This window comes from Enterobacter sp. E12 (genome assembly GCF_014596715.2).
Classification (GTDB): Bacteria; Pseudomonadota; Gammaproteobacteria; order Enterobacterales; family Enterobacteriaceae; genus Enterobacter; species Enterobacter bugandensis.
The window spans coordinates 2,024,208-2,041,411 of the sequence record NZ_CP115601.1 but is presented as its reverse complement, the minus strand read 5'-3'; the positions used below and the strand labels follow the sequence as shown (position 1 = coordinate 2,041,411).

Genomic DNA, 17,204 nt, shown 5'->3' with positions numbered 1-17,204 from the left:
CCAACGTATACCTGCCTCCTCAGGAGAATAAAACAGTGCAACCCAGGAAAGGTTTTTTAGTCTGGCTCGGCGGCTTAAGCGTGCTGGGCTTTTTGGCCACCGATATGTACCTGCCGGCGTTTGCCGCCATGCAGGAAGATTTGCAAACCCCTGCTGCCGCCATCAGCGCTAGCCTGAGCCTGTTCCTGGCCGGTTTTGCCTTCGCGCAGCTGCTCTGGGGACCGCTTTCGGATCGCTTTGGGCGTAAACCGGTGCTGCTGCTGGGGCTGGCCATTTTTGCCGTGGGCTGCCTGGGGATGCTATGGGTGCGCGATGCCACCTGGCTGCTGGTGCTGCGGTTTGTTCAGGCGGTCGGCGTCTGTGCCGCGGCCGTGACCTGGCAGGCGCTGGTCACCGACTACTATCCGGCGAACCGCACTAACCGTATTTTCGCCACCATCATGCCGCTGGTAGGGCTCTCACCGGCCCTCGCCCCGCTGCTGGGAAGCTGGATCCTCGCGCACTTTGACTGGCAGGCCATCTTTGCCACGCTGTTTGCCATCACGCTGGTGCTGATGCTGCCGGCGTTCACCCTCAAGCCCGCGCATAAGAAAGAGGCGCACGCAGACGCGAAGCCGATTACCTTCATCTCCCTGCTGAGCGCGAAAGCGTATCGCGGCAACGTTCTGATCTATGCCGCCTGCTCGGCGAGCTTCTTCGCGTGGCTGACCGGTTCGCCGTTTATTCTGCACGATATGGGCTATAGCCCGGCGGCCATTGGCCTGAGCTACGTTCCGCAGACCATCGCGTTCCTGGTGGGCGGGTACGGCTGCCGCGCGGCGCTGCAAAAATGGGAAGGCGAGCAGATGCTGCCGTGGCTGCTGGTGCTCTATGCGCTGAGCGTCATTGGCACCTGGGCCGTTGGCTTTATTCCGGGCGCGGGTCTGGCCGAAATATTGATTCCATTCTGTGTGATGGCCATCGCGAACGGAGCGATCTACCCTATCGTTGTGGCGCAGGCGCTGCGTCCGTTCCCGCAGGCGACAGGCCGCGCGGCTGCGCTGCAGAACACCCTGCAGCTGGGGCTGTGCTTCCTGGCAAGCCTGGTGGTCTCCGCGCTGATTGCCACGCCGCTGCTGACGACGACCAGCGTGATGCTGGCTACCGTTGCGCTGGCCGTCATAGGCTATCGCATGCAGGCTTCCGCGCAGGATGAGAGCACGCAGGTAGAAACCTCGCATGCCTAATCGCGCCAGAAACTATGTTAATTTTCAGTGATTAGGTTGCTAAGAATTTTCTATTGAATCACCAAATTTTGAGGCCTATACTAAATTTGGTTCGATTAAATACGATAATTATTATGTGTTAACGGGAGCCGGAGTGCTCCCGTTTTACCATGGAAGGCATTTCGGCAAGGGTTATCTCCCTTCCTCTGTTCTACGTCGGATACTAGCCTCGCGGTATTTACCGTGAGATTTCTCACAAACCAAAAAAGCGTCTACGCTGTTTTAAGGTTCTGATCACAGTAGGGTGATGGAGAAGCTATGAGTTCATCGTGTATAGAAGAAGTCAGCGTTCCGGACGATAACTGGTCCCGGATCGTCAGTGAACTGTTAGGTCGTGCAGGCATCACTATCAACGGATCATCCCCATCGGATCCTCAGGTTAAACATCCCGATTTTTTTAAACGCGTGTTGCGCGAGGGGTCGCTAGGCCTGGGGGAAAGCTATATGGACGGCTGGTGGGAATGCGAACGGCTGGATACTTTTTTCGCCAGCGTGCTGCGTGCTGGTCTGGAAAAACAGCTCCCCCGTAATCTTAAAGACACCCTGCGTGTCGCCTCTGCCCGTCTCTTTAACCTGCAAAGTAAAAAGCGTGCCTGGATCGTCGGCAAAGAGCATTACGATCTCGGCAACGATCTGTTCAGCCGCATGCTGGACCCCTTCATGCAATACTCCTGCGCCTACTGGAAAGAGGCGTCGACGCTTGAAGAGGCTCAGCAGGCCAAGCTGCGCCTGATTAGCGAGAAATTGCAGTTGCAGCCCGGTATGCGCGTGCTGGATATTGGCTGCGGCTGGGGCGGGCTGGCGTATTTTATGGCGAAGCACTACGGCGTCAGCGTGGTCGGCGTCACCATTTCCGCTGAACAGCAAAAAATGGCGCAGGAGCGGTGCCTGGGGCTTGATGTGGATATCCGCCTGCAGGATTACCGGGACCTGAACGAACAGTTTGACCGGGTCGTTTCCGTGGGCATGTTCGAGCACGTCGGGCCGAAAAATTACGACACCTATTTCGAGGTGGTGGACCGTAATCTGAAACCGGACGGTATTTTCCTGCTGCACACCATCGGCTCTAAGCGGACCGACAATAACGTTGACCCGTGGATCAACAAATACATCTTTCCGAATGGCTGTTTACCGTCCGTACGCCAGATTGCCAACGCCAGCGAATCCCATTTCGTAATGGAAGACTGGCATAACTTCGGCGCGGATTACGACACCACGTTAATGGCGTGGCATGCACGTTTTCAGGAAGCCTGGCCTGAAATTGCGGACAACTATTCTGAACGATTCAAGCGGATGTTTAGCTATTATCTGAATGCCTGCGCGGGGGCGTTTCGCGCGCGAGATATTCAGCTCTGGCAGGTTGTTTTTAGCCGTGGGATTGAACACGGCTTGCGTGTCGCACGCTAGAAAAATAACCCCGGTCAGCCGGGGTTATTTTTTATTCGTCTTCTACAGCTTTAATTATTGCGGCTTCTTTTGCGGCCAGCACGCGCTCAACGGTATCTACAACCGCCTGGGTTTGCGGATCGATTTCGATATTCACGCGATGCCCCAGTTTTTTCGAACCCAGCGTGGTGCGCTGCAGCGTCTCGGGAATTAAATGCACGCAAAAACGCGTCGGAGTCACTTCTCCCACCGTCAGACTAATCCCATCAATGCCAATAAACCCTTTATAGAGGATGTATTTCATTAATGACGGGTCCTGCACTTTAAACCAGATTTGACGGTTATTTTCTGATGTGACGATTTTCGCCACTTCGGCGGTGGTCATGATATGCCCGGACATCAGATGGCCGCCAATCTCGTCGCTGAACTTCGCCGCGCGCTCAACGTTGACGGTATCCCCCACCACCAGTTCACCCAGGTTGGTAATACGCAGCGTCTCTTTCATTAAATCAAAGCTAATCTGGTTACCGTTAATTTCGGTCACCGTCAGGCAGCAGCCGTTATGGGCAATCGAGGCGCCGGTCTCTATGCCGTCGAGCATATATTCCGGCAGCTCTACAACATGAGTACGAAAATTAGGTTTTTCATCAATGGACACCACTTTGGCGGTGCCCTGCACAATACCAGTAAACATGCTTACAACTCCTGTTTTTTCCGGACGGTGGTGACACCGTTTAATCCCACCACAATAACAGTTGGAAAAACAGGTTGCCAGCGGAGCGCATTTTCTGGCGATTTTTTCACTAGATAAATAGCTAAAGCCCGCTACAATAGCTGGCACCCCCCTGCATTTTCTTCTTGCTGCCCGTTTCGGCGGCTTTTTTAGTCTCTCATATAACTACAAAATAAAGGTGTTCACGTGCAGAAGTACATGAATGAAGCGCGCCAGCTATTGGCACTGGCTATACCAGTGATCGTCGCGCAGGTGGCCCAGACCGCAATGGGTTTTGTGGATACGGTAATGGCGGGTGGCTACAGCGCCACCGATATGGCGGCCGTTGCCATCGGCACGTCAATCTGGCTGCCGGCCATCCTGTTCGGCCACGGTCTGCTGCTCGCCCTCACCCCTGTTATCGCTCAGCTTAATGGCTCGGGTCGTCGCGAGCGTATTGCCCATCAGGTCCGCCAGGGTTTCTGGCTGGCAGGGTTTGTCTCCGTGCTGATTATGGTCGTGCTCTGGAACGCGGGTCATATCATCCGCGCCATGCACAATATTGACCCGGCGCTGGCAGACAAAGCGGTGGGCTATCTGCGCGCCCTGCTCTGGGGTGCGCCCGGCTACCTCTTTTTCCAGGTCGCCCGTAACCAGTGTGAAGGGCTGGCGAAAACCAAGCCCGGCATGGTGATGGGCTTTATCGGCCTGCTGGTGAATATTCCGGTGAACTATATCTTTATTTACGGCCATTTCGGCATGCCGGAGCTGGGCGGCGTCGGCTGTGGCGTGGCGACGGCTGCGGTTTACTGGGTAATGTTCTTCAGTATGATCGCTTATGTGAAACGCGCCCGTTCAATGCGCGATATTCGTAACGAGAACAGATTCAGCACGCCGGACTGGAACATCATGACGCGCCTGGTGCAGCTGGGGCTGCCGATTGCCCTTGCGCTGTTCTTTGAGGTGACCCTGTTTGCCGTGGTCGCCCTGCTGGTCTCCCCGCTGGGCATTGTGGACGTCGCCGGGCACCAGATCGCGCTGAACTTCAGCTCTCTGATGTTTGTTCTGCCCATGTCGCTGGCCGCGGCAGTGACGATCCGCGTGGGCTTCCGCCTGGGGCAAGGCTCGACGCTTGATGCGCAAACCGCCGCGCGCACCGGATTAGGCGTTGGCGTCTGCATGGCCATTTGCACGGCGCTTTTTACGGTGGCGCTGCGCGAGCAAATTGCCCTGCTCTATAACGATAATCCGGAGGTCGTCACGCTGGCATCGCACCTGATGCTGCTGGCCGCGATTTACCAGATTTCTGACTCCATTCAGGTGATTGGCAGCGGCGTATTGCGCGGATATAAAGACACGCGTTCTATCTTCTTTATTACCTTTATCGCCTACTGGATGCTGGGTCTGCCTACTGGCTACGTGTTGGCGCTGACCGATCTGGTCGTTGATCGCATGGGACCAGCCGGATTCTGGATGGGCTTTATCATCGGACTGACGTCGGCGGCGATCATGATGATGATGCGCATGCGCTTCCTGCAGCGCCAGCCGTCAACGGTAATTTTGCAGCGCGCTGCGCGTTAACTACGCAGTAGCCGCCAGCTGGCGGCTACTTTCTCTTCACTTTGCGCGGTAATGAAGCAATCGCGTGAAATCAGAGAGAAAAATGCGTTTTCCCTCTTGCCTCCTTGATGCTGTGCCGCTAATATTCGTCCCCGTTGTCACCGACAACACGTTGCGTTCATAGCTCAGTTGGTTAGAGCACCACCTTGACATGGTGGGGGTCGTTGGTTCGAGTCCAATTGAACGCACCATTCTGCGTCCGTAGCTCAGTTGGTTAGAGCACCACCTTGACATGGTGGGGGTCGGTGGTTCGAGTCCACTCGGACGCACCATTTCAGTCCTGAAATGGTGCAAATTCTCTCCTTTTACCCTGAATTTTCTTAATCGCTTATTTTCATCATTATTCTCCTGCTACGCTTTTCTTATGGAATAAATACAGGAAGCGCGTCAATGAAGAATATCGCGATTATCGGCTCCGGCCCTACAGGGATTTACACCTTTTATCATCTGCTTAATAACAGCACCCCGCTCTCCGTATCCGTCTTCGAACAGGCCGAGCAAGCCGGCGTGGGCATGCCCTATAACGACGACAATAATTCCCGGCTGATGCTGGCGAACATTGCGAGCATAGAAATCCCGCCCATTTTTATGACCTACCTCGACTGGCTCAAGGAACAGAGCGACGCCCATCTGGCGCGCTTTATGGTTGATAAAGCCAGCCTGCATGACCGGCAGTTCCTGCCCAGACTCCTGTTGGGAGAGTATTTTCGCGACAGCTTGCGTTCAATCGTGAAAGAGGCAAAAAAGCTGGGGTTCCAGGTTGCGGTCCATGAATCCGCGAAGGTAACGGACATCATCCCCTCGACAACCGGCGTAACGCTTTCCGTCAACGACACCACTTTGCCCGATCGGTTCGACCTGGCGGTTATCGCCACCGGCCACGTCTGGCCAGATGAGGAGGAAGCCACGCGCACGTTCTTCCCCAGCCCGTGGTCGGGATTGATGGACGCCAGCATTCCCCCTTGCCGCGTGGGCATTATGGGAACGTCGTTGAGCGGTCTGGACGCGGCTATGGCGGTGGTAATGCAGCACGGTGAGTTTCGTGACGGTAAATTCCTCCTCGACAAGGGCAGCGAAGGGTTAAACATTACGCTGATGTCCCGCACGGGCATTCTGCCGGAAGCCGATTTTTACTGTCCAATCCCTTACGAACCGCTGTCGGTATTGACCGAATTCGTGGTTGAACGCGAGATAGCCAAAGGATCGGACGGCCTGCTTGACCGCATATTTTCCCTGATGGTGAAAGAGCTCGAGCTCGCTGACCCGGCGTGGTGCGAGAAAATTTCTCTGCGTAACCAGGATGCCGACAGCCTTCGTGAGGCATGGTTTGAGGACCGTAAACGGCACGGCCCCTTTACCTGGGCGGAAGAGAACCTCAGCGAGGTAGAACGCAACAAACGCGAACGGCGCACCGTGGCCTGGCGCTATACCGTCCTTCGACTGCATGAGGTGGTTCAGGAGATTGTGCCCCACCTCAACGACGACGACAGAGAGCGCTTTAAGCAGGGCCTCGCCCGCGTGTTTATCGACAACTATGCCGCCATCCCGCCGCAGTCTATCCGCAGGCTGCTTGCGCTTCGCGAGGCCGGCATCATTAGCGTGGCGGCGCTTGGCGATGATTACACGCTCGACGCTGGCAGCGATCGGACGGTAATTACCACCAAAGAGAGCGTTTATCGTTTCGACGTGTTTATTGACGCGCGCGGACAAAAGCCGCTCAAAACAAAGGACTTGCCTTTCCCGACGCTGCGTAAACAGCTGGCAGAGACGGGCGACGAGATACCCGATATTGGCGAGGATTACACGCTTAAAGCGCCTGAAACGGTTCGCGGGCGCATTGCTTTCGGTGCGATACCGTGGCTGATGCACGATAGTCCCTTCGTTCAGGGGCTGGCGGAGTGTGCGGAAATTGCAGAGGCGATGGCGAAGGCGGCTGAAAAACCTGCCTCGGGGAGACGGCGTCGGTTACCGTACGTGGAGAACTGACAGGGCTTCCATGCCCTGCTATCGGTAATTACTCGAAGAAGACCTCTGGGTTTTCCGACAGCGATACGAACGTTTTGGTGTTCTTATCCAGGGCAAGGATTTTGCCGCTTTCAATGTCATACACCCAACCGTGCAGACGAAGCGAATTATTACGCAGGCCCACCGCGACGGACGGATGGGTCTTGATGTTGCTCAGTTGCGCAAACACGTTCTCCTGCACCATCGCATTCACTTTATCGATCGGCTTGTCCCAGCTTTTCTTCTCTACCACGGCTTTCGCCGCGTCGGAATAGCGCAGCCAGTGCGATACGGCTGGCATTGGCTCCAGGTTGGCGTTATCGGCAATCGCCTTCATCGCGCCGCAGTTGGAGTGGCCGCAGATCACGATATCCGTCACGCCCAGCGCCACCACCGCGTACTCGATAGTTGCAGATACGCCGCCCGGCTCCGGCCCGAAAGGCGGGACAATGTTGCCAGCATTACGAATGACAAAAAGCTGTCCCGGCTCTTGCTGGGTGACCAGTTCAGGAACCAGACGGCTGTCGGAGCAGGAGATGAACAGCGCTTTGGGATTCTGGCTGGACGCTAAACTGCGAAAGAGCTCTTTACGTTGCGGGAAAATCTCTTTTTGAAAGCTGAGAAAACCTTCAATGATATGTTGCATAGCAATTTCTCTTTTATCTGTTTTCGTTTAGGTATGATCGCGATCACACTCGTAAAGTTTACCCACCGTACTTTACCTGAGACAAGCAATATATTTCTGGCCCGACCGCTGCACGATGTAGTCGGCGTTCGCCGGGATGTTTTGCCCTTCGAACGCGCCGTAAAGACGAGCGAACGATTTTCCCGCCAGGCGCCGGGTAACGACCTCAACCGTACGGGCAGGCAGCGGGAGCATATTCGGGTAGCTCCACATAAACGACACCGCATCTTTCCCCGGGGTGACCTGCAAAATATCCCCCGCCAGCAAAACGCCCTCTCCCTCCTGCCAGTGCAGCACCGTTCCGCCCGCAAAATGGCCGCCGAGACGTAGCAACGTGACGGACGGCCAAATCTCCAGCGCCTCCCCCTCCCAGAAATGAATCGCCGGGCTGTTGCGCATCACCCATTCGCGGTCGCTGGCGTGCAGGTACACTGGCGCATCGAAAGCCGCGGCCCACTCCTGCATCGTGGTGTAATAGTGCGGATGCGAAATCGCAATGGCGTGAAGGCCACCGAGCGCGGTGATGAGCGTTTGGGTTGCCGGATCAAGGTTGGCAATGCAGTCCCAAAGAATATTGCCGTGCGGGGTGCGCAGAAGCAGCGCCCTCTGGTTAATCGCAAAAGCGGGAACCGTTTTGATACTGAACAGCGCGGGCTCCAGCTGCTGCCATTTATTCACGTGCGTGGCCGTCACCGTCGCGTAATCAATCCACGCCTGACCGCTGACCGGGACATACTGGCGTTCATCCTCGCAAATCGGACATCTCTCCGGCTTTCCATCATAGGAGGTACCGCAGGTTTTACAGAGTGTAATCATGAGCGCTCCTCGGTGATAAAGCACTGAGTATGGCAGGGATTATCCTTATGTGCTGCGAGGTACATTGCCGACGTTTTTTACCCTATACTGTGCCAGTATCAAAAACCGAACAGAGCAGGTGCAACATGGAAATTGATCTCGATAACTTAGTTTTTAACGGTCTGGATGAAGCGGAAGAGCGTAACGCGGAACGTCTGGACGACGCGGATAAAAAAGCGCAGGCGATTGTTGCCGACGACGACTGCGGTGATGCCTGCAAGATTTGATAAAAAAAGCACCGGTAAACCGGTGCTTTTTTATTTTACTTTTTCAGCCAGTCAATGGCCGCCGCACGGTGCGCTTCCACGGTTCTCGGGGAAAGATTCAGGCGTGCAGCCACCTCTTTATTACTGCACCCTTCCAGCAGTACCCCAGGGTAACCAGAATGCCCTTCTCATTTTTCAGGCTGTCGACATTACCAGTTAACGTTGATGAGAACAAAAAAACGCGGGCGTAATCAGATCTCAGGCGTTTTGCTAAAGCCGGTCAGCATCAGGATCAGGCTTTGCGGGGAAGACGCCGTCTCAAACTGGTAGTGATTTCCCTGACGATCGCCGCCGATGTACCACGAAATCTCGGTTTTCCCTTCTGCCAGCGCCTTGCGCACCGCCTTATCCACGTCCACCATCCGGTATTCGCGGGAGTGGTTAAGGTAAAGCACCGCATCCGAGCGGTAGTTACAGGCTGGCCGCGACTGCCAGCTCACGCTGGCCGGATCCCAGTCGTTGCTTGCCGGATAGAAGAAAATTTGATCCGCGCCGTTGGTTTCCACTTTCCCGCCATAAATCCGCACGCGGTATTTAAACTGCGAAGGATCCTGTCCGGCAGGCAGCGGGGGAATGTGAAACTTCACCAGCGACAGCGTTTCGCTGTTTTTGGTGCGCCCGCCGTTCTGCCAGTTATCCTGCACCAGCAGGACCTGGGGCTCTGGCTGGGTAAGCGCGGGCTCCAGGCTGCTGAGCCAGACGTTGGCCTTCGCTTTTGAATAACCATACGGAACGGTGGTGCCGCAGTCCAGACCGCGGTTCATGCACAGGTCGGTCATAAAGCGCGCGGCGTCTTCCGTCCAGCCGTTCATAAAATCAGCATGCGCCGTATACAGGCTCCCCCACCGCTCTTCACGCTTGTTGCCGTGCATGATGGGATCGAGAGAAAGCTGCGCTTTACTGGTATCGAGCGAGCTAATCGTCGGGAGCACGTACGCAATGTTCATGTTCACGGTGGGAATTTTCACCGGGAAGTCGGACGGGCACTGCCCTTTGGTGTCGTAGGTGGCATTGGCAAGACCGTGAGCGGGCTTAAGATTTACCCCGTCCCAGCAGTTCGGAAACTGAATGCCAATATTAAACTGCACGGCATCGTTCGCCTTGCGTAAGCCGCAGACCTCACCCGTTTTGGTGGTGTAGCCCTTGCCGTTAGCGCACAGGAAGGTGATATGTGGATTCGGCGCGGTGCCGTGATGATCGCCCGCCAGCAGCGACAGCCCCGCCGGGAACGGGTGCAGCGGCCAGGCGTCGACGTTCGATGCCTGATAATAGGTTTTTTGATAGGCGGGTTTGACCACCGTTCCGTCAGGCAATTTCAGAGAGGGTGCCCAGTAGGCCGAGCTGTCTGCTTTGTTATCGCAGGTGGTCTTTTCATCTTTACGCAGCGATTCACGGCTGGAGAAGGCATCCGTTTGCACGTTGCCAAAAAAATCGTGCAGCATGGCCTCGTTGGGCATGCCGTGCATCATAATGGCATCGTCGCCGAGCGTGTGGGAGTAACCGCAGACGACGTGCGCCTGTGGCGCAGCGTGCGCCGTCTGCATGGCAATCAGTAGTGCGGTGGCAGAAAGTGCCGGGGTTAATACTGTCCGTTTCATTATCATCTCCTTCTGAGAAAGGAGATATTGGTATCAAAACGGCCAGGGTTTACCGAGGATTTGCCCGCGTATTTTTCCGTTCATCCCTGCTTTACAGGCATCACGCACAGCTCATTCCAGTACGTTTCGCGCGTGCGGCGAAGTTCAGCGTGACGTTTTATCATGGAACCACTCCGGGTCGATGTTAGCGACGTCCACGCCATACAGGCTGGCAACAGGCAGTATTGACTCCAGAACACGCTGCGCGCTGTTCTCCGCATTCGCTGGCCGGGTCGCAAAAAACCGCCGTAGCGTGCCGATCCATTTTTTCATTGCCTTTACCCCTCTCGCTTCACCAGCCTTGAGTTAAGCACGCGTTTCCTGGCCGCGGAAATATCAATTCCGGCAGTCGATGTGCAGGACGTGCAAATAGCTCCTTACATTTACCTGCCGGTAACACACTGTTCACTAATGCTTTTTTGTATAGAGCAAAGAACATTTTCTTATTTGGCGATAGCTTTTGCTTATGGGAGCGTAACGGTGCAAAACAAAAACAACGGGACGAACGATGACTATGGCAGCAAAGATGAAAAGGTTTAAAAAAGGGACGGCAGTTCTGGGATTACTGGCCGCCGGGAGCCTGTTTTCAGCGCAGGCGCTGGCCGATCGGCTGGAAGATATTAAGGCCGCAGGGGTGGTGAAAGTCGCCACGTTTGACGCCAACCCACCGTTTGGCTCAATTGATGCAAAAACGCACGAGATCGTGGGTTACGACGTGGACTTTGCCAAAGCACTGGCAAAATCACTCGGCGTGAAGCTTGAACTGGTTGCCACCAATCCGGCCAACCGAATTCCGCTGCTTCAGTCCGGTAAAGCAGATCTGATCGTAGCGGATATCACCATCACCCCGGAACGCGCGCAGGTGATTGATTTCTCCACCCCCTATTTCGTGACCGGACAACAGTTCCTGGTTCCCGCCAAATCGCCCGATAAGCTGGATGAATACAGCCGGGCGCGCATTGGCGCGGTCAAAGGCACCACGGGTGAACAGGCGCTCCACCAGCGTTTCCCGCAGTCCCGCGTGCTGGCTTATGACGACATTCCTCTGGCGCTGACGGCGCTGCGCAACGGCAACGTACAGGCCATTACCCAGGACAGCACAATTCTTGCAGGCCTGCTGGCACAGGCTCCGGATAAAGCGAACTTCAAAATCCTGCCCGATCTGCTCAGTAAAGAAGAAATTGGCGTCGGGGTGAAGAAAGGTGAAACGGCGCTGCTGAAAGCCGTCAACGATGAGCTGGTTAATCTCGAGAAGAACGGTCAGGCGGCAAAAATCTATGACGTCTGGTTTGGCCCAAACACGCCCGCTCCACAGCCTCGCGCCTTTAAAATAGAAGCCAGGTAATTATGCTCTCAGGTTTATTTTCCCATTCCGCGGACGGTGCCGCGGATTTTTCACATCTGGAACAGGCCAGCGTTGAGTTTCGTCACGTGGACAAACGCTACGGCGACCATCAGGTTTTACGCGACATTAACCTCACCATCACGCCCGGTGAAGTGGTTGCTATTCTCGGCCCTTCCGGTTCGGGTAAATCAACGCTGATCCGTCTTATCAATCAGCTTGAAACCCTGAGCGGCGGGGAAATCCTGGTCGACAGCAAGCCGACCGGGCAGCTTTCCGGCAGCAGGCTGCGTCAGCTGCGCAGCCGCGTTGGATTTGTGTTTCAGCAGTTCAATCTGTATGCCCACCTCACCGCCAGCCAGAACATCACCCTGGCGCTGGAGCATGTGCACGGCTGGAAGCCACAGCCAGCTCAGGAGCGCGCGCTGGCGCTGCTGGAGAAGGTCGGAATGCAGGAAAAGGCTCACCACCTCCCCGCTGAGCTTTCCGGCGGCCAGCAGCAGCGCGTGGCGATTGCCCGCGCCCTGGCCTCGTCGCCGCAGATCATCCTCTTCGACGAGCCGACGTCGGCGCTCGATCCGGAGATGATTGGCGAAGTATTATTCGTCATGAAAGCCCTTGCCCATAGCGGGATCACCATGATTGTCGTGACTCATGAGATGCAGTTCGCCCGGGAAATTGCCGACCGGATTGTCTTTATCGACGGCGGGCAGATTCTTGAAACCGCGCCGCCGGTGCAATTTTTCAGTCAACCGTCGCATCCCCGGGCGCAGCGTTTCCTGCAAAAAGTGCTGAACCCGCTGCACCAGGAGCACCTCTGATGCCCGCCCTCGACTGGCAGGGCGTGCTGGCCGGACAGCCTCTGCAATGGATACTCTCCGGATTTCTCACCACCCTGTGGGTGACGCTGGCGGGGGGCCTGATCGCCAGCCTGCTTGCACCGACCTTTTTGCTCCTGCGTCTTTCCGGTGGACGCATCGGGAATGCGATCGTCAACGGCTGGGTATCGCTGTTTCGCAATACGCCGCTGTTGGTGCAGCTGCTGTTCTGGTATTTCGCCGCCTGGAACGGGTTACCGCAGGGCTTTCGAGACGCGGTGAATGCGGATCACAGCTGGTCAATTCTGCCCGGCGACGTCTGGTGGTTTACCCCTGAGTTTTTATGTTCTGCCTGGGGGTTGGGCGTTTTTACCTCGGCGTTTTTAATTGAGGAAGCGGCATCGGGACTGCGTTCTGTTCCTGCCGGACAGCATGAAGCGGCGCTGGCGCAAGGGTTCTCCTCGTGGCGTTTATTTCGCTACATCCTTCTGCCGCAGGGGCTCGCCAACGCCTGGCAGCCCGTTGTCGGCCAGTACCTCAACTTGATGAAGCTCTCCTCGCTCGCCAGCGGGATTGGCTTCGCTGAGCTAACCTACCAGGTCCGGCAGATTGAAAGTTACAACGCTCACGCCATGGAGGCGTTTATCGTCGGTACGGTGCTCTATTTGCTTACCGGCATTGTCATGGGGATGGTGCTGGTGCGCGTCGGTCCGCATTCAGGGAGGAAAAAAGATGATGGCAGGATTTAACGTTATTGTCGAAAACCTGGATTATCTGCTGTGGGGACGAACGGCAGCGGGTGAACCCGGCGGCGTACTGCTTTCGCTGCTGATGGCCGCAGGGGCCGCCCTGCTTGCGCTTCCCGGCGGCGTGGCGCTGGCGTGCCTCGCCTGGCGCTATCCTGGGCTGGTGCGCAGGGGGCTTTTTCTGTGGGCGGAGTTGATTCGCGGTATTCCCCTGATTTTTGTGATTTTCTGGATGTGGTACCTGCTGCCGCTGATCACCGGCGGGGATCTGCCGGGGGCGCTGACCGTGACGCTGGCGCTGGCCTGGTTTACGGCGGCATCGGTGATGCATTCGGTTTTTGCCGGGCTCAGGGCGCTCCCTGTGGGTCAACACGAGGCCGCGCTGTCTCAGGGGTTCAGCACGCAGCAAACCCTGTGGCGCGTGCTGCTGCCGCAGACGCTGAGAAATATTTTGCCGTCGCTGGTGGGAATTTTTATCAGCCTGCTGAAGGATACGTCGCTGGCATTCATCGTCAACGTCCCGGAGCTAACCACGGTGGCGGGACAGGTCAACAACCGGGTGCAAATCTACCCGGCGGCCATCTTTATCTTTACGGGTGCGGTCTATTACCTGCTCTGCTGCTCGCTTGAACAGGTCGCGAAACGCTGGCGCGTTAGCCGGCCAGCGCCTTAACCACCGTTTCCATCGCTTCGGTTGTCAGTGCGCTGCGCTTGATGCGCTGGTTCGCCAGCGCCGTGCGCAGCACGCCCGCAATGACAATATGCTTCGGCTCCTGCCCTAAATCACGCATCTCCAGCACCACCTTTCCGACCACCCGGCACATCTCCTGGTACAGCGCTTCATCTTTGGTCACGTTACCCATCGTCATCACTCCATTGCCTGTTAAACGTTGAGCTTAAATGATTCTCCCGCCGGATACAAAAAAGAAGCCCGGCGAGGATCTCGCCGGGCTTCATCTGGAAAATCAAATAATTAGTTGTTCACGGGAATGACCGCGCCTTTGTATTTGGTGCGGATCCAGTCCTGAATCTCTTTGGAGTGCAGCACGTTCACCAGCGCGACGATGTCTTTCTTTTTCTCATCGCCGCGATGCACGGTAATGATGTTAGCGTACGGGTTGTTTTCACCGCTCTCGACAGCAATCGGGTCGTGAACCGGATCCAGACCGGCGTCTATCGCATAGTTGGCGTTAATCACCACCGCGTCGCCTTCGTCGTTGTTGTACATCTGCGGCAGCAGGGACGCTTCCACGTTTGGCGTGAACTTCAGTTTTTTCGGGTTCTCAACGATATCGCTGATGCGCGCCGTCACTTTGTCGATGCCCGGCTTCAGCTTGATCACGCCCTCTTTTTCGAAGATGGAGAGAATACGGCCTTCCTCGGAAACCGCATCACGCATGATGATCTTGCCGCCTTCCGGCAGGTCCTTCAGGGATTTATATTTTTTTGAGTAGATGCCGATTGGCTCAATGTGGATCGCGCCCGCACTGACAAAATCGTAGTCTTTATCGCCCGCATGATCTTTCAGCACGCTGTTCAGGTAAGGAATGTGCTGGAAATAGTTCGCGTCGATGTCATGACCCGCGAGCGCAGTGTTCGGCAGAATGTAGTCCTGGAACGGTTTAATCTCCAGGTCGATACCCTGCTTCGCCAGAATCGGCTTGGCCTGCTCCAGAATTTCGGCGTGCGGCGTGTTGGATGCGCCCACGGTCAGGGTGTCGGCCCATGAGGCGAAGCTCAGGGCGCTCAGGGTTGCGGCGGCGATCAGTGTCAGTGTCTTTTTCATGATGTGGTTCCTGTGTGTATTTATTAGCGTTTATCTAACAGTGAAGTAATGACATCGCCGCAGAACTGGATAATGAAAACGATGATTAAAATGGTCACCGTTGCCACCAGCGTGACGTCACCATGGTTGCGCTGGAATCCTTCCAGATAAGCCAGATTTCCCAAACCACCGGCGCCAATCACCCCCGCCATGGCGCTGTAGCTCACCAGCGCAATCAGCGTCACCGTAATACCTGATACCAGTGCAGGTGATGATTCCGGCAGTAAAACCCGAAACACGAGCGTGCTCAGTCGTGCGCCCATCGAGCGCGTTGCTTCAATGACCCCTTTGTCCACTTCGCGCAGGGCGATCTCCACCAGACGCGCATAAAACGGCGCGGCGCCGACAATCAGGGCCGGCAGCGCCGCGTTAGCGCCAAGGATGGTGCCGACGACGGTCTTGGTGAACGGGATCAGCAGAACGATGAGAATGATGAACGGAATAGAGCGGAACACGTTCACCACTATCGAAATGACGCTGTAGACCGTGCGGTTGTGGAACAAGCCACCGCGCGCGGTTAAAAACAGCGCCAGGCCCAGCACGATGCCCAGAACAAAGGTCGCCACGCCGGACAGCGCGGTCATGTACAGCGTCTCCAGCGTTGCCGCCCAGAGCTGATCCCACTTGAGATGCGGAAAGAGATTCTCAGACATGTTTAATTACCTCGCCTTCAATATCGCTGTGCTGCAGGTCGGCGAGGATATTGTTCAGTTGTTCATCGGATGCCGCCACGTGGACCCAGAGCTGCCCGAAAACACCGTGGGCGGTCTGCGTCATTTTTCCGTGCAGGATGTTAAACGGCAGGCCGTAGCGCAGGGTGAGTTCCCCGACAATCGGCTTGTGCGTGCTGTGTCCGGTAAAGGTCAGCCTGATCACCGTGCCTTCCAGATCGTTTGCCAGTTCGGTATTGAAGGTCTCTTCCTCGGCGTACTGGCTCACCTGGCGGACAAACTGCTGCGTAATCGGCTGCTGTGGATGGGTAAAGACGCTCAGCACGTCGCCCTCTTCCACCACTTTGCCGTTCTCCATCACCGCCACGCGGTCGCAGATTTTGCGCACCACGTGCATCTCGTGCGTGATCAGCACGATGGTCAGCCTGAAGCGGCGGTTAATATCCAGCAGCAGATCGAGGATCTGATCGGTGGTCTGCGGGTCAAGCGCGGACGTAGCCTCATCGCAGAGCAGCACGTCGGGGTTGTTGGCCAGCGCGCGCGCAATCCCCACGCGCTGCTTTTGCCCGCCGCTCAGCTGCGACGGGTACGCATTTTCGCGTCCCTTCAGGCCAACCAGCTCCACCAGTTCGGCGACGCGCGCCTTAATCTTCGCTTTTGGCACACCGGCAATTTGCATAGAGAAAGCAATGTTCTCACTCACCGTGCGCGACCACAGCAGGTTGAAGTGCTGAAACACCATGCTGATCTTCAGACGCGCCTGGCGCAGTGCTTCACCTTTTGCGGCGGAGATATCCTGCCCGTTGATGGTGACGCTCCCGGCGCTGGGTTTCTCCAGACCGTTCAGCAGGCGAATCAGCGTGCTTTTCCCGGCGCCGCTGTAACCGATAATGCCGTAAATCTGTCCCTGCTCTATCGTCAAATTGACGTTATCAACGGCGGTCAGCGCGACCTTTCCGTTGTCAAAAATCTTCGAAATATTCCTGAGTACGATCATTCTTATACGTTATCCGTTCGCATATAGCGGTTTAGCAGTATGGATGTCCAAAAGATAGTAATCAGGCGTTATCAGCTTTTAAATGAATAAAAAAGAATGTGGTATAACTTTCGGAAATAAACAGCGGATTTACCGGGTGGGAAGCATTTAGACCAATTTCAGCAATGATTATCTGCCGGATGCATATCTGCTGGCGGACGCGCGCAAAAAACGGTCATTTTTGCAGCACTTTATCCCGATATAGCCATCCCCACATCCAGACAACTTTACGTCTTGCTGTCCTGCCATCCAAAAATGGCATTTATATTCCTTTCCGTTCTAAACGGCAGTGAATGGTTCTTTATTGAGAAAATTTCACAGCCCTATCATCCCGTC

General features: G+C 55.8%; 19 protein-coding genes and 2 tRNA genes. 11 read left to right on the top strand and 10 right to left on the bottom strand.

Going from position 1 to position 17,204, the window contains the following annotated elements:
- Positions 1 to 35: 35 nt before the first annotated feature.
- Together punC and cfa are read left to right on the top strand one after the other, a co-directional pair.
- On the top strand, positions 36 to 1,226 hold the full coding sequence (gene punC, locus IB212_RS09730; protein ID WP_041910350.1) for a purine nucleoside transporter PunC: 1,191 nt from the start codon (positions 36 to 38) through the stop codon (positions 1,224 to 1,226).
- A gap of 297 nt (positions 1,227 to 1,523) precedes the next feature.
- A complete protein-coding gene (gene cfa / locus IB212_RS09725; RefSeq protein ID WP_028012888.1) occupies positions 1,524 to 2,672 on the top strand; it encodes a cyclopropane fatty acyl phospholipid synthase in 1,149 nt (382 codons plus the stop codon).
- A 31-nt stretch (positions 2,673 to 2,703) separates the two neighbouring features.
- On the opposite strand, the gene IB212_RS09720 is transcribed toward cfa, so the two are convergent.
- Positions 2,704 to 3,345 (bottom strand): riboflavin synthase, encoded by a 642-nt coding sequence (locus IB212_RS09720; RefSeq protein ID WP_041910352.1) that lies wholly within the window; start codon positions 3,343 to 3,345, stop codon positions 2,704 to 2,706.
- A gap of 225 nt (positions 3,346 to 3,570) precedes the next feature.
- Between IB212_RS09720 and mdtK the strand changes: the two genes are divergently transcribed.
- From mdtK to IB212_RS09700, 4 genes are all read left to right on the top strand, one after another.
- Positions 3,571 to 4,944: an MdtK family multidrug efflux MATE transporter gene (gene mdtK, locus IB212_RS09715; RefSeq protein ID WP_041910354.1), complete on the top strand. Its 1,374-nt coding sequence runs from the start codon at positions 3,571 to 3,573 to the stop codon at positions 4,942 to 4,944.
- 153 nt (positions 4,945 to 5,097) lie between these two features.
- A tRNA-Val gene (locus tag IB212_RS09710) sits at positions 5,098 to 5,174 on the top strand.
- Positions 5,175 to 5,178: 4 nt separating this feature from the next.
- Positions 5,179 to 5,255: transfer RNA gene (locus IB212_RS09705), tRNA-Val, on the top strand.
- Between the two features lie 118 nt (positions 5,256 to 5,373).
- Positions 5,374 to 6,969, top strand: coding sequence for an FAD-NAD(P)-binding protein (locus tag IB212_RS09700; RefSeq protein ID WP_041910356.1), 1,596 nt, complete (start codon positions 5,374 to 5,376; stop codon positions 6,967 to 6,969).
- A gap of 28 nt (positions 6,970 to 6,997) precedes the next feature.
- Here IB212_RS09700 and IB212_RS09695 read toward each other — a convergent pair whose 3' ends face one another.
- Positions 6,998 to 7,633 carry a carbonic anhydrase gene (locus IB212_RS09695; protein ID WP_028012884.1) on the bottom strand — a complete coding sequence of 212 codons (636 nt, stop codon included), beginning with the start codon at positions 7,631 to 7,633 and terminating at the stop codon, positions 6,998 to 7,000.
- A 72-nt stretch (positions 7,634 to 7,705) separates the two neighbouring features.
- Positions 7,706 to 8,488, bottom strand: a complete 783-nt coding sequence (locus IB212_RS09690; protein ID WP_041910357.1) for an MBL fold metallo-hydrolase — start codon at positions 8,486 to 8,488, stop codon at positions 7,706 to 7,708.
- Positions 8,489 to 8,613: 125 nt separating this feature from the next.
- Between IB212_RS09690 and IB212_RS09685 the strand changes: the two genes are divergently transcribed.
- Positions 8,614 to 8,754 carry a hypothetical protein gene (locus tag IB212_RS09685; RefSeq protein ID WP_003857665.1) on the top strand — a complete coding sequence of 47 codons (141 nt, stop codon included), beginning with the start codon at positions 8,614 to 8,616 and terminating at the stop codon, positions 8,752 to 8,754.
- Positions 8,755 to 8,789: 35 nt separating this feature from the next.
- On the opposite strand, the gene IB212_RS09680 is transcribed toward IB212_RS09685, so the two are convergent.
- From IB212_RS09680 to IB212_RS09670, 3 genes are all read right to left on the bottom strand, one after another.
- Entirely contained in the window at positions 8,790 to 8,867 is a 78-nt protein-coding gene (locus tag IB212_RS09680; RefSeq protein WP_232927035.1) for a hypothetical protein, read from the bottom strand.
- A 117-nt stretch (positions 8,868 to 8,984) separates the two neighbouring features.
- Positions 8,985 to 10,391 carry a DUF1996 domain-containing protein gene (locus IB212_RS09675; protein ID WP_041910359.1) on the bottom strand — a complete coding sequence of 469 codons (1,407 nt, stop codon included), beginning with the start codon at positions 10,389 to 10,391 and terminating at the stop codon, positions 8,985 to 8,987.
- 144 nt (positions 10,392 to 10,535) lie between these two features.
- Positions 10,536 to 10,703, bottom strand: a complete 168-nt coding sequence (locus tag IB212_RS09670; RefSeq protein ID WP_032644868.1) for a hypothetical protein — start codon at positions 10,701 to 10,703, stop codon at positions 10,536 to 10,538.
- Between the two features lie 241 nt (positions 10,704 to 10,944).
- Between IB212_RS09670 and IB212_RS09665 the strand changes: the two genes are divergently transcribed.
- The 4 genes from IB212_RS09665 to IB212_RS09650 are packed head-to-tail and all read left to right on the top strand — an operon-like array spanning position 10,945 to position 14,009.
- Complete coding sequence (locus IB212_RS09665) at positions 10,945 to 11,775, top strand: ABC transporter substrate-binding protein (protein ID WP_071993779.1); 831 nt, start codon at positions 10,945 to 10,947, stop codon at positions 11,773 to 11,775.
- 2 nt (positions 11,776 to 11,777) lie between these two features.
- The gene (locus IB212_RS09660) at positions 11,778 to 12,593 is read left to right on the top strand and encodes an amino acid ABC transporter ATP-binding protein (RefSeq protein ID WP_041910361.1); all 816 of its coding nucleotides are present in this window, start codon (positions 11,778 to 11,780) and stop codon (positions 12,591 to 12,593) included.
- The gene (locus IB212_RS09655; protein ID WP_041910363.1) at positions 12,593 to 13,339 is read left to right on the top strand and encodes an amino acid ABC transporter permease; all 747 of its coding nucleotides are present in this window, start codon (positions 12,593 to 12,595) and stop codon (positions 13,337 to 13,339) included. Before IB212_RS09660 ends, IB212_RS09655 begins: the two co-directional genes overlap by 1 nt.
- The gene (locus IB212_RS09650) at positions 13,323 to 14,009 is read left to right on the top strand and encodes an amino acid ABC transporter permease (protein ID WP_041910365.1); all 687 of its coding nucleotides are present in this window, start codon (positions 13,323 to 13,325) and stop codon (positions 14,007 to 14,009) included. Before IB212_RS09655 ends, IB212_RS09650 begins: the two co-directional genes overlap by 17 nt.
- Here IB212_RS09650 and fumD read toward each other — a convergent pair.
- From fumD to IB212_RS09630, 4 genes are all read right to left on the bottom strand, one after another.
- Positions 13,990 to 14,199, bottom strand: coding sequence for a fumarate hydratase FumD (fumD, locus tag IB212_RS09645; RefSeq protein WP_028012876.1), 210 nt, complete (start codon positions 14,197 to 14,199; stop codon positions 13,990 to 13,992). The two genes, IB212_RS09650 and fumD, sit on opposite strands and share 20 nt — an antisense overlap.
- A gap of 110 nt (positions 14,200 to 14,309) precedes the next feature.
- Positions 14,310 to 15,122 carry a MetQ/NlpA family ABC transporter substrate-binding protein gene (locus IB212_RS09640; RefSeq protein ID WP_028012875.1) on the bottom strand — a complete coding sequence of 271 codons (813 nt, stop codon included), beginning with the start codon at positions 15,120 to 15,122 and terminating at the stop codon, positions 14,310 to 14,312.
- Between the two features lie 23 nt (positions 15,123 to 15,145).
- On the bottom strand, positions 15,146 to 15,814 hold the full coding sequence (locus IB212_RS09635) for a methionine ABC transporter permease (RefSeq protein WP_028012874.1): 669 nt from the start codon (positions 15,812 to 15,814) through the stop codon (positions 15,146 to 15,148).
- A complete protein-coding gene (locus tag IB212_RS09630) occupies positions 15,807 to 16,829 on the bottom strand; it encodes a methionine ABC transporter ATP-binding protein (protein WP_188245659.1) in 1,023 nt (340 codons plus the stop codon). Before IB212_RS09630 ends, IB212_RS09635 begins: the two co-directional genes overlap by 8 nt.
- Positions 16,830 to 17,204: the final 375 nt, after the last annotated feature.